Raw genomic sequence first — 13358 nt, forward strand, 5'->3', positions numbered from 1 at the left:
GTCCACAGGTGTGAACTCCTAGCGATTACGGCGTACTCGGGTCCGACCCCGCGCAGCGTCCCGGCTCCGGTGCCGAACGCCCGCGTGACCGTATCGCTCACGCAAGGTTTACAGCAAGAGTCTTGCAAGGTGCGGAAAGGCTTTTCAGCAGCTGGACTTGCCCGCGTAGACCGCGAGCGCGGTGTTGGCGCCCAGAGTGGCCGTGAGCTGGCCCGAGGCGTTCACGGTGACCGTCGTGTTGTTCTGCACGTTGCAGTACGTGCCCGCGGCGAGCGAGGTGCTGTACGTGCGGGTCAGCGCGGAGGACTCGTGGTTGATGGCGACGAATCCCTTGCTGCCGCGGCCGAAGGCGATGGCGTCGCCGCCGTTGTCCCACCAGTTGGTGACGGACTGCCCGCGGGTGGTGTTGCGGAAGGCGACCATCGACTTGATCTCCGGCCAGGCGTGCTGGCACTTCCAGCCGTCCTGCCAGCAGGCGTTGACAGTGCCGCCGTTGGGCGGGCCCGCGTCCGCGTCGGACCACTCGTAGGCGGAGTTGATGTCGGGGGCGCCGTACGGGTAGGCGAGCATGAAGACGTTGGCGAGGGTGTAGTTCGCGCCGTCCTTGTAGTTGAGCGTCGAGCCGTTGCGCTCGGTGTCGTGGTTGTCGACGAAGACGCCGGCGACCGAGCTGCTCATGTAGCCCCAGCCCTCGCCGTAGTTCTTCAGGTAGGCGAGGTTCTCGTTGTTGAAGACCCGCTTGAGGTCGTAGGCGTAGCGGAACTCCTGCACGTCGCCGTTGCCGGTGTACTCGGTCGGCTGGACCGCCTCGCCCGAACCGTAGATGACCTCCTGCTTCCAGTAGACCGACGGGTTGCTCAGCCGGGACTTGATGTTGGCGAGGTCGCCGGCCGGGATGTGCTTGGCCGCGTCGATCCGGAAGCCGTCGACCCCGTAACCGAGCAGGGTGTTCAGGTAGCCGGCGATGGTCGCCCGGACGTACTCCTCGCCGGTGTCGAGGTCCGCGAGACCGACGAGTTCGCAGTTCTGGACGTTGCCGCGGTTGGTGTAGTCGCTGATGGTGGCGGTGCAGTCGTCCATGTCGTACGAGGAGTACAGGCCCGGGTAGTTGTACTTCGTGTACGAGGAGCCGCCGGTCCCGGTGCCGGAACCGGCCGACATGTGGTTGATCACCGAGTCGGCCACGACCTTCACGCCGGCGGCGTGACAGGTGCTGACCATGTTGCGGAAGGCGGTGGCGTCACCGAGCCGGCCGGCGATGCGGTAGCTGACGGGCTGGTAGGACGTCCACCACTGTGAGCCCTGTATGTGCTCGGCGGGCGGGGACACCTGGACGTAGCCGTAGCCGGCCGGGCCCAGCGTGTTGGTGCACTCCTTGGCGACGGAGTCGAACTTCCACTCGAACAGGACGGCGGTCACGTCCTTGGTTCCGGGCGGGGAGGCTTCGGCCACTCCGGCGGGGAGGGTCACGGAGGCCGCCATGCCCGCGGCGAGCGCGAGCGCGGTGGCGAGAGTTCTCTTGGCCATGTCTTCTCCTGCACATCGTCGTGCGGTGGGGGATGCGGGTGCGGGACCGGGGCGCCTGATGCAAGTGGGGGGCCCCGGACGGAAGTTGCCCGATGAACCAGTCGGGCGTGTGGCGGAACGTATCTCTTGCCGGGAAGTTTCAGCAAGATGTCGTAAGGGATTTCAGTGCGCGAAAAAGGGGTGCTCCGGTCCCGATGGGACCGGAGCACCCCTTGAGGGCGCCGTGGTGGCGGACCGTCAGGCAGTCCACCACACGGTCGTGTCCGCGGCCAGCTCGGCCTTGCCGTCCGGCGACACGGTCACTTCACCGCTGGCGATGAGCACCCGGCCGTGCGCCGGAAGGGTCACGGGTCCGCCCGTGGTGTTCGCCGTGCAGACGAACTCCCCGCGCCGGAAGGCGAGTACGCCCTCGGGCGCGGTCAGCCAGGAGACGCTGTCGCCCGCACCGAGGTCGGGCTGCGCGCGGCGCACCGCGAGCGCCTCGCGGTACAGCTCCAGGGTGGAGCCCGCCACCCCGGTCTGCGCCTCGACGCTCAGGTCGGCCCACTCGGCGGGCTGCGGCAGCCAGCTGCCCCCGCTGCCGAAACCGTACGAGGAGCCGGCGCGGGTCCACGGGATCGGCACCCGGCAGCCGTCGCGGAAGCCGTCCTGGCCCGCGCCCCGGAAGTAGGCGGGGTCCTGGCGCACCTCGTCGGGCAGGTCCACGACGTCGGGCAGGCCGAGCTCCTCGCCCTGGTAGAGGTAGGCGGAGCCGGGCAGCGCCAGCATCAGCAGGGTCGCCGCGCGGGCCCGGCGCAGCCCCAGCTCCCGGTCGCCCGCCGTGCGGATCTGGGTGCCGAGACCGGCCTCGTTGGCGAACCGGGTGGCGTGCCGGGTCACGTCGTGGTTGGACAGCACCCAGGTGGAGGGGGCGCCGACCGGCCGCATCGCGTCGAGGGTGCGGTCGATGACCGAGCGCAGCTCCGCCGCGTCCCAGTGGGTGCCCAGGTACTGGAAGTTGAAGGCCTGGTGCAGCTCGTCGGGGCGCACGTAGTGGGCGGTGCGCTCGATGGTGGGCGTCCATGCCTCGGCGACGAAGATGCGCTCGCCGGAGTACTCGTCGAGGATGGTGCGCCACTGGCGGTAGACGGCGTGCACGCCGTCCTGGTCGAAGAACGGCATGACATCGTTGCCCAGCAGTTTCAGCTGGTCGTGGTCGCCCAGGTCCGGCAGGCCCTCCGCCTTCACCAGTCCGTGCGCCACGTCGATGCGGAAGCCGTCGACCCCCATGTCCAGCCAGAACCGCAGGATCGAGCGGAACTCGTCGCCGACGGCCGGGTGCTCCCAGTTGAAGTCCGGCTGCTCGGGAGCGAAGAGGTGCAGGTACCACTCGCCGGGGGTGCCGTCCGGCTCGGTGACCCGGGTCCAGGCCGGCCCGCCGAAGATGGACTCCCAGTCGTTGGGCGGCAGTTCGCCGTTCGCGCCCTTGCCGGGACGGAAGTGGTAACGCTCCCGCAGCGAGGAGCCGGGGCCCTCGCGCAGGGCGCGCTTGAACCACTCGTGCTGGTCGGAGGAGTGGTTGGGCACGAGGTCGACGATGATCCGCAGACCCAGGGCGTGGGCCTCGCGGATGAGGGCGTCGGCGTCCAGGAGGCTGCCGAACATGGGGTCGACCGCGCGGTAGTCCGCCACGTCGTACCCGGCGTCGGCCTGCGGCGAGGCGTAGAAGGGGCTGAGCCACACGGCGTCCACGCCGAGGTCGCGCAGGTACGGGAGTCGGGAACGTACGCCCTCCAGGTCGCCCATGCCGTCGCCGTTGCTGTCGGCGAAGCTGCGCGGATAGACCTGGTAGATCACCGCGTCGCGCCACCAGTCGCGATGTGCGGCGACGGTGGCGAGAGCGGAGTTCGGGGCCTGGTCGGCGGAGTGCTGGCTCATGTCGTCCTTGATGCGTGACGGGTTCGAGGTGGGGGCTCCCCCGCACCGGGGCGGTGCCCGGTGCGGGTGAGGAAATGCGTCATCGGTGTGGCGGGCGATGAGGCGGCCGCGGAACCGGCGGGGTCGGATGGGCACCGCGGCCGCCACCCGCGCGCTGGGAGCGCGCGGGAGTCTTCGGGCGTCGGAGGCGTACCCGGCGGGTCAGCCCTTCGTTCCGCCCGCGGTGAGTCCGGTCACCAGGTTCTTCTGCACGAGGTAGAAGAAGGCGGAGACGGGTATCGCGATCAGCACGGCCGTGGCGGCCATCAGGTTGCGCTGTGCGTCGTGCTCGCTGACGAAGCTCTGGAGTCCGACGGCGAAGGTGTACTTCGAGTCGTCCAGCATGAACGTCGAGGCGAAGGCGACCTCACCGAACGCGGTGATGAAGTTGTAGAACGCGGCCACCGCGAGGCCCGGCTTGGCGAGCGGCAGGATCAGCCGGAAGAAGGTGCCGAAGGGGGTCAGCCCGTCGACGCGGCCGGCCTCGTCGATCTCGAACGGGATGGTGTCGAAGTAGCCCTTGAGCAGCCAGGCGCTGTAGGGCACCGCCGTCGAGCAGTAGACGAGGATCAGACCGAGGTAGGAGTCGATGAGCTGCAGGTCCGAGAGGATCTGGTACATCGGCACGATGAGGACGGCGATCGGGAACATCTGGGTGACCAGCAGGACCCACATGAACTTCTTGTAGCCGGGGAAGCGCATGCGCGACACCGCGTAGCCGGTGGTGGCCGCGACCATGACGCCGATGACCGTGGTGCCGAGCGACACGATGAGCGAACTCTTCATCCACTCGAAGAAGTTCGTGTGCTGGAGCACGAAGGAGTAGTTGTCGAACGTCATCGTGTTCCAGATGCGTCCGGGGTGCAGGTAGTCGTCCTTGTCCGGGCCGAGGGACAGGAAGACGAGCCAGGCGATCGGGAACAGCGCGACCAGGCTCGCGACGGTCAGGACGCCGTGCGAGACGAGCGAGCCGACGAGGCCGCGCCGACCGCGCTTGCGTGCCGGCCGGGACTCCTCCTGGTACCCGGAGGTCTGGTCGGCCGGAGGCGTCCGAAGGGTGGTGGTGCTCATGGAGACTCCTGCCTCAGATCGCGAGCTGCTGGTCATTGCGGTTCAGCCAGCGGCGGTAGAAGGAGGTGAAGACGATCAGGATGGCCAGCAGCAGCATGCCGTAGGCGGCCGACTGCGCGAAGTCGCGCGGCTGCTGTCCGAAGCCCAGGTAGTAGGCCCAGGTCACGAGGATCTGCGCGTCCGGGGCGGTGTTGCCGAACAGCAGGAAGATCACGGCGAACTGGTTGAAGGTCCAGATGATGCCGAGGAGCACCACGGTGGAGCTGACCGACCTGAGGCCCGGCAGGGTGACGTAGCGGAACTGCTGCCACCTGTTCGCGCCGTCCATCTCGGCGGCCTCGTAGAGCGTGCTGTCGATGGACTGCAGTCCGCCGAGCAGCGAGACCATCATGAACGGCACACCGCACCAGGTGTTGACCATGATCGCGGCGAACCGCTGCCAGAAGGTGTCCTCCAGCCACAGCGGTGTGGGCAGGTGCACCGCGTCGAGCATGGAGTTGATGATGCCGCCGTCGGCGAGCATGAAGCGCCAGCCGAAGACGGTGACGAAGGTCGGCACGGCCCACGGCAGCACCAGGACCAGCCGGTAGAACGTGCGGCCGCGCAGCTTCTGGTTGAGCAGCAGCGCCAGACCGAGGCCGATGCAGTAGTGCAGGGCGACACACAGGACGGTCCAGGCGATGGTCCAGATGAAGTGCGACCAGAAGCGGTCGTACGACGTCGGACCCCACAGGATGTCCTTGTAGTTGTCCAGGCCGATGAACTTGTAGGTGGCGTCGATGTGGTTGACGCCGATCGTGCGGGCCGAGTTGAGGCTGTTGGCGTCCGTGAACGTCAGATAGAGGCCCCGTACCAGGGGATAGAGCACCAATCCGCCGAGTACGACGACGACCGGCGCGATCATCGCGTACGCATACCAGTACTTCTGGTACGAGTGCTTCAGACGCTGCATCCGGCCCGGACGCGGTGCTCGGTCACCGCGGCGCTTGCCGGTCGCTCGGTCGATGGCGACTGTCATGGTTCGACACCTTCTGCAAGATCAGGAGTTGGGCGCACACAGCCGGTGGCCGCCGGATCCTTTCCCCCTGTTGTAGGGGTCCCCCCGGCCCGACGGAAGTCGGGCCGGGGAAGGATCCGGCGGCCACACGGGCTCACTTGCTGAAGTCCGGGACCAGCTTGGCGATCGCCAGTTCGGCGTTGCTCAGGCCCTTGTCCAGCGACTCCTTGCCACCCGCGATCTTCGGCAGCTCGGTGTCGAGCGGGCCCCACAGGGAGCCGTACTCGGGAAGCGCCGGGCGCGGCTGGGCGGCGGGGAGGACGCTCTGGTAGCCGGCGATGCCCGGGTCGGCCTTGACCTCGGCGGTGTAGGCGTCGTCACGCGTCGGCAGCGTGGAGTTCTTGAGGGCGATCGTCGACTGCGACTTCGCGGACGTCATGAACTTCACGAACTTCAGCGAGGCCTCCTGGTGGGCCTTGTCCGAACCCGCGTACACGGAGAGGTTGTGGCCGCCGGTCGGGGCGCCCGCCTTGCCGGTGGAGCCGGCCGGGACGGTGGCGATACCGAGGTTCGCCTTGTCCGCGAAGGCCGAGCCCTTGTAGAAGTTGGTGATCTCCCACGGGCCCTGGATGATCGAGGCGACCTTGCCGTTGACGAAGGCGTCCTGGATGTGGGCGTACGCGTCGGCGGTGGTGTCCGCCTTGTGCAGGCCCTTGCCGGAGAACAGACCCTGCCAGGTGCCGAACGCCTTCTTGGCCTCCGGCGAGTTCACCGTGATCTTCTTGGCGTCGGCGTCGACCGTGTTGGTGCCCTCGCCGTAGAGGAAGGACTGCGCGTAGTAGGCCTGGGTCGAGCCCCAGTAGCCGTCGACGCCCGTCTTCTTCTTGATCGTCGCGGCGGCGGTCTTCAGGTCGGCCCAGGTCTTCGGGGCCTCGGTGATGCCGGCCTTCTTGTAGAGCGCCTTGTTGTAGACGAGCGCGAGGGTGTCGGTGACGAACGGCACACCGTACGTCTTGCCGTCGAACTTGGCCTGCTCGATCAGGTTGGGCTGGAACTTGCTCTGGTCCGCGAGGGCCTCGGTGCCGTCGAGCGGCAGGAAGTAGCCCTTCTTCGCGAAGGCGGGGGTCCAGCCGACCTCGGAGCGCAGGACGTCCGGGGCACCCTTGGAACCGGCGGCCGTGTCGAACTTGTTCTGCGCCTGGTCGAAGGGCACGTTGACGTACTTGACCTTGATGTTCGGGTTGGCCTTCTCGAACTCCTTGGCCAGGGCCTTGTACGTCGGCGCCTCATTGGTGGCGTTGGAGGTGTCCCACCACGTGATGGTGAGGGGGCCGTCCGACTTGTCGCTGCCGCTGTCGCTGCCGCCGCAGGCCGTCGCCGCGAGGGCGAGGGACGCCACCAGCGCGGTGGCCGCTATGCCACGCCGCATGAGATCTCCTTGAGGGTGAAAGCCCGAGTGGGTGGAGGAGCGGTCCCGCCCGCTCTCCTTGCCGACTTGCCGACTGCGCCGTTGCGTCCGCCGGGCGACGTGAACGTAACAGCGTTGTAAGCGCCGCGAAAGACCTTGCAGAAAAAAAATGCAAGGACTGCCGAGAGTTACCCGCCCGTGACCCGTCGGTGGCACTAAGGAAACCCTTGTGCGAGGCCGCTCAGCAGACATGTGGGCCTCTGTGCAAGACTCTGCAAGCTCTTGCCACGGCGGACGGGGACGGGGATCATCTGCCCGTCAGCGCCTTGCAGGAGCCACCCCTTCCCGCGGCGCACGCACGGGACGCCGAGCCGACCAGAACAAGAGGGAGCGCGATGACGCAGCAGCCCGGAGCGGGCCGATCAACCGCCCGCACACGGCGTCTGGTTGGTGGGCAGGGTGAGATTCGGCCGGTACAGTCCAATCCCGTGACCACACGGCTTGCCGACATCGCAGCCCAGGCGGGGGTCAGCGAGGCGACTGTCAGCCGCGTCCTGAACGGGAAGCCGGGCGTCGCCGCGACCACCCGCCAGTCCGTCCTGGCCGCGCTCGACGTACTGGGCTACGAGCGCCCCGTGCGTCTGCGGCAGCGCAGCGAGGGCCTGGTGGGCCTCATAACCCCCGAGCTGGAGAACCCGATATTCCCCGCCCTGGCGCAGGTCATCGGGCAGGCGCTGACCCGGCAGGGCTACACGCCGGTGCTCGCCACCCAGACACCGGGCGGCTCCACCGAGGACGAGCTCACGGAGATGCTGGTGGACCGCGGTGTCGCGGGCATCATCTTCGTCTCCGGTCTGCACGCGGACACCTCCGCGGACATGCAGCGCTATGAGCAGCTGCGCGCCCAGGGTGTCCCTTTCGTCCTCGTCGACGGCTTCTCCCCCAAGGTGCAGGCCCCCTTCATCTCGCCGGACGACCGCGCGGCGATGGCCCTCGCGGTCACCCACCTCGTCTCGCTCGGGCACACCTACATCGGGCTGGCTCTCGGCCCCAAGCGGTTCGTGCCCGTGCAGCGCAAGATCGAGGGCTTCGTGCGCACCGTGCAGGAGCAGTTGGGGCTGAGCCCCGCCGACATCGAGGAGCGGCTGGTCCAGCACTCGCTCTACACCCTGGAGGGCGGTCAGGCCGCCGCCAGCGCCTTGATGGACCGGGACTGCACGGCGGTGGTGTGCGCGAGCGACATGATGGCGCTCGGTGCCATACGGGCGGCCCGGCAGCGCGGCCTGGAGGTGCCGAAGGACATCTCGGTGGTCGGTTTCGACGACTCCCCGCTGATCGCGTTCACCGACCCGCCGCTGACGACGATCCGCAAGCCGGTCCCGGCGATGGGGCAGGCCGCGGTCCGCACGCTGCTGGAGGAGATCGGCGGGACGCCCGCTCCGCACAGTGAATTCGTGTTCATGCCGGAGCTGGTGGTGCGCGGTTCGACCGCTTCTGCGCCCGGGGACCGCAATCGTCCCTGAGGAGGAGCATGCGGGGCCTTCGCGCCCCTCCTCCCGATGTAGAACGTGCGGCCCGGACCCGACCAGGGGATGATCGGTCGGAGAACGCTTTTCTGGCAGACTCTGTGCCTATGGGTGAGAAGACCGTGACGACACTGGAAGGCCGGGAGCAGGCCCCTCCACAGCCCGTCGCGGAGGAGGAAGCGGGGCACGGATTCCTGCACAGGTTGCGGGCCCCGCGGCGCCCCCGCTTCTGGTTCGAGATCCTGTTGATCGCCTTGAGCTACTGGACGTACTCGCTGATCCGCAACGCCGTGCCGGAGCAGAAGCACGAGGCCCTGCGCAACGCCGACTGGATCTGGCGCACGGAGCACCACCTCGGGATCGCCGTCGAGCAGTCGGTCAACCACACCGTGAACTCGGCGACATGGCTGATCATCGGGATGAACTACTACTACGCGACACTGCACTTCGTGGTGACGCTCGGTGTGCTGGTGTGGCTGTACCGCAGCCACCCGGGCCGCTACGCGGCGGCCCGGCTCGCGCTGTTCGCGACCACGGCCGTGGCCCTCGTCGGCTACTACTTCTTCCCGCTCGCGCCGCCCCGTCTGATGACCGGCGGCGACTTCGTCGACACGGTCCTGGTCCACCACACCTGGGGCTCGATGGCCTCCGGCGACCTGAAGCACATGTCCAACCAGTACGCCGCGATGCCCTCCATGCACATCGGCTGGTCGCTGTGGTGCGGTGTGACCGTCTTCGCGCTGGCGTCCGTGCCCTGGGCGCGCGCCCTGGGCCTGCTGTACCCGGCGGCGACGCTCGTGGTCATCGTCGCCACCGCGAACCACTTCTGGCTGGACGCGGTCGGCGGCATGCTGTGCCTGACGTTCGGGTTCCTGATGGCGCGGCTGTGGTTCGGCGCCCTGCCGTACGCGCTGCCGCGCTGGGTGCCAGGCACGGGCGGGGCCGCCCTGCTGCCGCTGAAGGCCTGACCTGCGACGCCCGCGGGCCGGCGGCCGGGTCCCCCGGACTCGCCGCCGGCCCGCGGGCGTACCGGTGTCAGGCGCCGCGGTGCACGATGTGTCCCCCGGTCACGGTGAGGCGCACCGGGGCCTCGGCGACCTCGTCCGCGGGTGCCTCGACGGGGTCCAGACCGAAGGCCGTGAGGTCCGCCCTCAGACCCGGGGCGATGCGTCCGGCCGCCTCCGGCTCCCCCGCGGCGAGCGCGGCGTGCGTCGTGCAGCCCTCCAGTGCCTGGAGCCCCGTGAGCCCGGCCCGGGCCGAGGCCGCGCCCAGCGGCGAGCGGGCGGTCGCCAGGACACCGCGCACGTCGTACGCGGCGATCGGCCAGTCGGAGCCCAGGGCGACCACCGCTCCGGCGTCGCGCAGGTCACGGGTGCGCCAGGCGCGCGCGGCCCGCTCGGGCCCGAGCCTGCGGGACCACTCGTCGCCGTGGTCGGCGCGCGTGTACCCGGTGTGCGGCGGCTGCATGGAGGCGATGACCCCGAGCTCCGCGAAGCGTGCCGGGGTGCCGTCGGGGGCGGTCTCGATGTGCTCGATCCGGTGGGCCAGCCGCCCGTCCGGGCCGAGCGCCCGCACGGTGTCGAGCACGTGCCGCACGGCCGCGTCCCCGATGGCATGCGTGGCGGTGCGGACGCCGGCCGCGTGCAGGTGCCGTACGGCGGCGGCGTAGGCGGCGGGGTCGGGCCAGAAGGCCTCGGTGCCCTGTCCGTGGCAGTCGGCGTGCTCCAGCCAGGCCGTGCCGCCCTCCACGGTGCCGTCCATGAAGAATTTGACGCCGCCGACCAGCCAGTGCCGCCCCTTGCGGCCCTGGAGCGCCACCAGTTCCTCGAGGTCCGCACGGTCCGCGCCGGGCATGCACCAGGGCGCGAACCGCAGCCGCACCGGCAGCACGGTCTCCTCGGCGACGGCGCCGACCAGCTCCGGGTCCCCGGCGTCCATCACGTGCGCGCCGGTCAGCCCGGTGGCCGCCATCGCGGACAGCAGCTCGACGAGGCGGGCCCGCCGTTCCCGGTACGAGGGCCGGGGCATGACGTCGGCGACCAGGTCCATCGCGGCGTGCTCGACGAGGTGGCCGGTGGGCCGCCCGTCGGCGTCGCACACGACCTCGGACCGCTGGACGAAGGAGCGCGGCCCGTCGACGCCCGCACGGGCCAGCGCGGCCTCGCTGACGAGCGCCGAGTGGCCGTCGTACAGGCGCAGGAAGGCGGGCGCCCCGCCCAGTGCGTCCTCGACGAGCCGGCGGTGCACGGGGCGTCCGCCGAAGACGTTGTGGTCGAGCCCGAAGCCGATGACCCAGCCGTCGGTCCGCGCCGCCGTGGCGAGCGCGTGGCGCAGACCGTCCAGGTCCCGTACGGCGGACAGGTCGGCGCCGGTGGCCATCTCCAGCCCCCACACCGGGTGGCTGTGGGAGTCCACGAGTCCGGGCACGAGGTGCGCCCCCTCCAGGGCGACGGTCTCGGTGCCCGGCCCGCGCCAGTCGCGTACGTCGTCCTCGTCGCCGACCGCGGCGATCACACCGCCGCGGACGGCGACCGCGGTGGCGTGCGGCCGGGCGGGATCGAGGGTGCGGACCTCGGCGCCGGTGAGGATCAGCTCGGCGGTGGGCATGTGCGGAACTCCTTTGGCTGGTCTGTGGCTTCGGCAGGTTCGGCCGCGAAGTTCTGGTAGACCCGCGGCCGTGCGCGGCGCAGCCAGCCGGCCACGGCGAGGCCGATGACGAAGACGGCGGGCGACAGCACGATCAGGACGGTGTTGACCGTGGTGGACGCGCCGGTGAACAGGTCGATGTGGGTCACGACGAGCACGATCGCGGTGGCGAGCAGCACGGTCGCGAGGACGGGCGCCACCACGGTGCGCAGGACGCCCTCCTGGTGGCTGATCTTGCGGAAGTAGCACGGCACGGCGATGGCGGCGAGCAGCTGGAGCGCGAACAGCCCTATCATCCCGGGCGTGTTGACCCACAGCAGCAGCTGGTTGTACGGGTCGGCGCCGGCCGCCCAGAAGCCGAGGACCACGACGGCGCCGAGGACGGTCTGGGCGATCCCGGCGACGTACGGGGAGCGGTGCCGGGGGTGGATGCGGCCGAGCGCCCGGGGCAGCACGCCCTCCTCGGCGAGCGCGAGGCCGTAGCGGTTGATGGCGTTGTGGAAGGCGAGCAGGGAGGCGAGCACGCTGGTGATGATGAAGACGTGCATCAGGTCGGCCGCCCAGCCGCCCACGTAGGTGGTGATGGCGGAGAAGAAGAGCCCGCCGGGGTCGGTGGCCGCGGCCTTCATGACCTCCGCGTCGCCGAACGCCTGGATGACCACCCAGACGACGAACGCGTAGAAGAGGCCGAGGAATCCGACGGCGACGTACGTGGCGCGCGGCACCGTGCGCTCCGGGTCGCGGGCCTCCCGGCGGTAGATGACGGTGGACTCGAATCCGGTGAACGCGGCGAAGGCGAAGGCGAGCACCGCGGCGGTGCCGGGCACGAGGACGTGGTCCGGTGCGAAGGAGGCGCCGGACAGCCCGTGCGCACCGCCCTTGAGCAGGACCCCGCCCGCGAGCAGGACGAGTATCCCGGTCTCGGCGACGAGCAGGACGCCGAGCAGCTTGGCGCCGAAGTCGATGGAGCGGTAGCCGCCGTATCCGATCAGGAGCAGTCCCGCCAGGGACACGGGGAGCCAGGGGACGTCCGTCCCGGACAGGGCGTGCACGGTGTCCTGGGTGGCGGTGCCCAGCAGGCCGTAGACGCCGATCTCCATGCCGTTGTAGCCGATGAGGGCGAGCAGCGCGGCACCGATGCCGACGGTACGGCCGAGGCCGCGGGTGATGTACGCGTAGAAGGCCCCGCCGCTGCGCACGTGCCGGCTCATGGCCGTGAATCCGACGGCGAAGACGGCGAGCGTGACGCCGGCGATGAGGTATCCGGCGGGTGCGCCGATCCCGCCGAGCAGGACGGCGAGCGGGGCGACGCCCGCCATGACGGTGAGCGGGGCGGCGGCCGAGACGACGAAGAACGCGATGTCGGCGGTGCCGAGGGAGCCCGGGCGGAGGGTCGCCGCGGGGGCCGGCGCTCTCTCTTCGGAGGTGGTGACGGGCATGCTGGCAAAGCCCTTCTGGCGGGGGCGGGGAGCAGGTCCGGGGCGTGCGGGGCGGCCCGGGGTCCGCAGCCGCGACGGCTGCCGGGACCCGTAAACCTAAAGGCTTTCGGTTTCCGCAATGTAACCTCCCGTTGGGCATCCGGGAAGACCTCAGGGAGTACGCAGATCATGGGACGGCCGCGCACACCACTCCTCGACCGCGAGCGCATCACCACGACGGCGCTCGAACTGATCGATGAGCAGGGCGAGTTCAGCGTGCCGCAGATCGCCAGGCGGCTCGGCGTGCAGACCGGCTCGGTGTATCACCATGTGGACGGCCGGGACGGCATCGTGGAGCTCCTGCGGGAGCGGGTGGCATCCGCGATCGACACCCGCACCCTGTCCCTGGAGCCCTGGGACGCGGCACTGGCCGCCTGGGCCCGCTCCTACCGCGCGGCCTTCGCCGCGCACCCGAGGGCGATCCCGCTCCTCACCACGTCACCCGTACGAGCGCCACGCGTCCTGGAGCAGTACGAGCGTGCGGTCACCCTCCTGCTGGACGCCGGCTTCGCCCTGCCCGACGTGATGCCGGTGATCATCGCCCTGGAGAACCTGGTCCTCGGCTCGGCCCTGGACCTCGCGGCCCCCGAGGCCATGTGGGAGCTCCCCGACGACACCGCCACCCCGCGCCTCGCCGCGGCCCTGGACGCCGTCGGCGAGGGCCGCGCGGACCGCGCCTTCGACCTGGCCCTGGAGGCCTTCCTCGACCGAGCGAGGGCCATGCAGAGGGCCTGAGGCCCGGGCGGGGG

The 13358-nt window shown here is 70.1% G+C and carries 10 protein-coding genes; 3 read left to right on the forward strand and 7 right to left on the reverse strand.

What is annotated here, in order from left to right; all coding sequences use genetic code 11:
• Nucleotides 1-144: 144 nt before the first annotated feature.
• The 5 genes from ACSYGO_RS15685 to ACSYGO_RS15705 form a co-directional block, all read right to left on the reverse strand.
• A complete protein-coding gene (locus ACSYGO_RS15685; RefSeq protein ID WP_426675764.1) occupies nucleotides 145-1527 on the reverse strand; it encodes an alpha-amylase in 1383 nt (460 codons plus the stop codon).
• A gap of 237 nt (nucleotides 1528-1764) precedes the next feature.
• Nucleotides 1765-3444 (reverse strand): glycoside hydrolase family 13 protein, encoded by a 1680-nt coding sequence (locus ACSYGO_RS15690; protein WP_432173339.1) that lies wholly within the window; start codon nucleotides 3442-3444, stop codon nucleotides 1765-1767.
• 201 nt (nucleotides 3445-3645) lie between these two features.
• A complete protein-coding gene (locus ACSYGO_RS15695) occupies nucleotides 3646-4554 on the reverse strand; it encodes a sugar ABC transporter permease (protein ID WP_426675762.1) in 909 nt (302 codons plus the stop codon).
• A 13-nt stretch (nucleotides 4555-4567) separates the two neighbouring features.
• Complete coding sequence (locus ACSYGO_RS15700) at nucleotides 4568-5572, reverse strand: carbohydrate ABC transporter permease (protein ID WP_028800772.1); 1005 nt, start codon at nucleotides 5570-5572, stop codon at nucleotides 4568-4570.
• A gap of 133 nt (nucleotides 5573-5705) precedes the next feature.
• Nucleotides 5706-6980, reverse strand: coding sequence for an extracellular solute-binding protein (locus ACSYGO_RS15705; RefSeq protein ID WP_095933869.1), 1275 nt, complete (start codon nucleotides 6978-6980; stop codon nucleotides 5706-5708).
• A gap of 467 nt (nucleotides 6981-7447) precedes the next feature.
• Here ACSYGO_RS15705 and ACSYGO_RS15710 point away from each other — a divergent pair, with 467 nt between their 5' ends.
• The gene (locus ACSYGO_RS15710) at nucleotides 7448-8482 is read left to right on the forward strand and encodes a LacI family DNA-binding transcriptional regulator (protein ID WP_460386886.1); all 1035 of its coding nucleotides are present in this window, start codon (nucleotides 7448-7450) and stop codon (nucleotides 8480-8482) included.
• Between the two features lie 110 nt (nucleotides 8483-8592).
• Nucleotides 8593-9453 carry a phosphatase PAP2 family protein gene (locus ACSYGO_RS15715; protein ID WP_426675760.1) on the forward strand — a complete coding sequence of 287 codons (861 nt, stop codon included), beginning with the start codon at nucleotides 8593-8595 and terminating at the stop codon, nucleotides 9451-9453.
• 67 nt (nucleotides 9454-9520) lie between these two features.
• Here ACSYGO_RS15715 and ACSYGO_RS15720 read toward each other — a convergent pair whose 3' ends face one another.
• Nucleotides 9521-11092: an amidohydrolase gene (locus tag ACSYGO_RS15720; protein ID WP_460386887.1), complete on the reverse strand. Its 1572-nt coding sequence runs from the start codon at nucleotides 11090-11092 to the stop codon at nucleotides 9521-9523.
• A complete protein-coding gene (locus tag ACSYGO_RS15725) occupies nucleotides 11074-12570 on the reverse strand; it encodes an APC family permease (RefSeq protein ID WP_432173341.1) in 1497 nt (498 codons plus the stop codon). Before ACSYGO_RS15725 ends, ACSYGO_RS15720 begins: the two co-directional genes overlap by 19 nt.
• Before the next feature lie 168 nt (nucleotides 12571-12738).
• On the opposite strand from ACSYGO_RS15725, the gene ACSYGO_RS15730 reads away from it, so the two are divergent.
• Nucleotides 12739-13344 (forward strand): TetR/AcrR family transcriptional regulator C-terminal domain-containing protein, encoded by a 606-nt coding sequence (locus tag ACSYGO_RS15730; protein ID WP_460386888.1) that lies wholly within the window; start codon nucleotides 12739-12741, stop codon nucleotides 13342-13344.
• The last annotated feature ends 14 nt before the right edge of the window (nucleotides 13345-13358 follow it).

It is taken from the genome of Streptomyces krungchingensis (genome assembly GCF_054729265.1).

Coding starts and splice junctions, on each gene's coding strand:
- ACSYGO_RS15685 (WP_426675764.1), bottom strand. CDS start 1,527: ATGGCCAAGAGAACTCTCGCCACCGCGCTCGCGCTCGCCGCGGGCATG.
- ACSYGO_RS15690 (WP_432173339.1), bottom strand. CDS start 3,444: ATGAGCCAGCACTCCGCCGACCAGGCCCCGAACTCCGCTCTCGCCACC.
- ACSYGO_RS15695 (WP_426675762.1), bottom strand. CDS start 4,554: ATGAGCACCACCACCCTTCGGACGCCTCCGGCCGACCAGACCTCCGGG.
- ACSYGO_RS15700 (WP_028800772.1), bottom strand. CDS start 5,572: ATGACAGTCGCCATCGACCGAGCGACCGGCAAGCGCCGCGGTGACCGA.
- ACSYGO_RS15705 (WP_095933869.1), bottom strand. CDS start 6,980: ATGCGGCGTGGCATAGCGGCCACCGCGCTGGTGGCGTCCCTCGCCCTC.
- ACSYGO_RS15715 (WP_426675760.1), top strand. CDS start 8,593: ATGGGTGAGAAGACCGTGACGACACTGGAAGGCCGGGAGCAGGCCCCT.
- ACSYGO_RS15720 (WP_460386887.1), bottom strand. CDS start 11,092: ATGCCCACCGCCGAGCTGATCCTCACCGGCGCCGAGGTCCGCACCCTC.
- ACSYGO_RS15725 (WP_432173341.1), bottom strand. CDS start 12,570: ATGCCCGTCACCACCTCCGAAGAGAGAGCGCCGGCCCCCGCGGCGACC.
- ACSYGO_RS15730 (WP_460386888.1), top strand. CDS start 12,739: ATGGGACGGCCGCGCACACCACTCCTCGACCGCGAGCGCATCACCACG.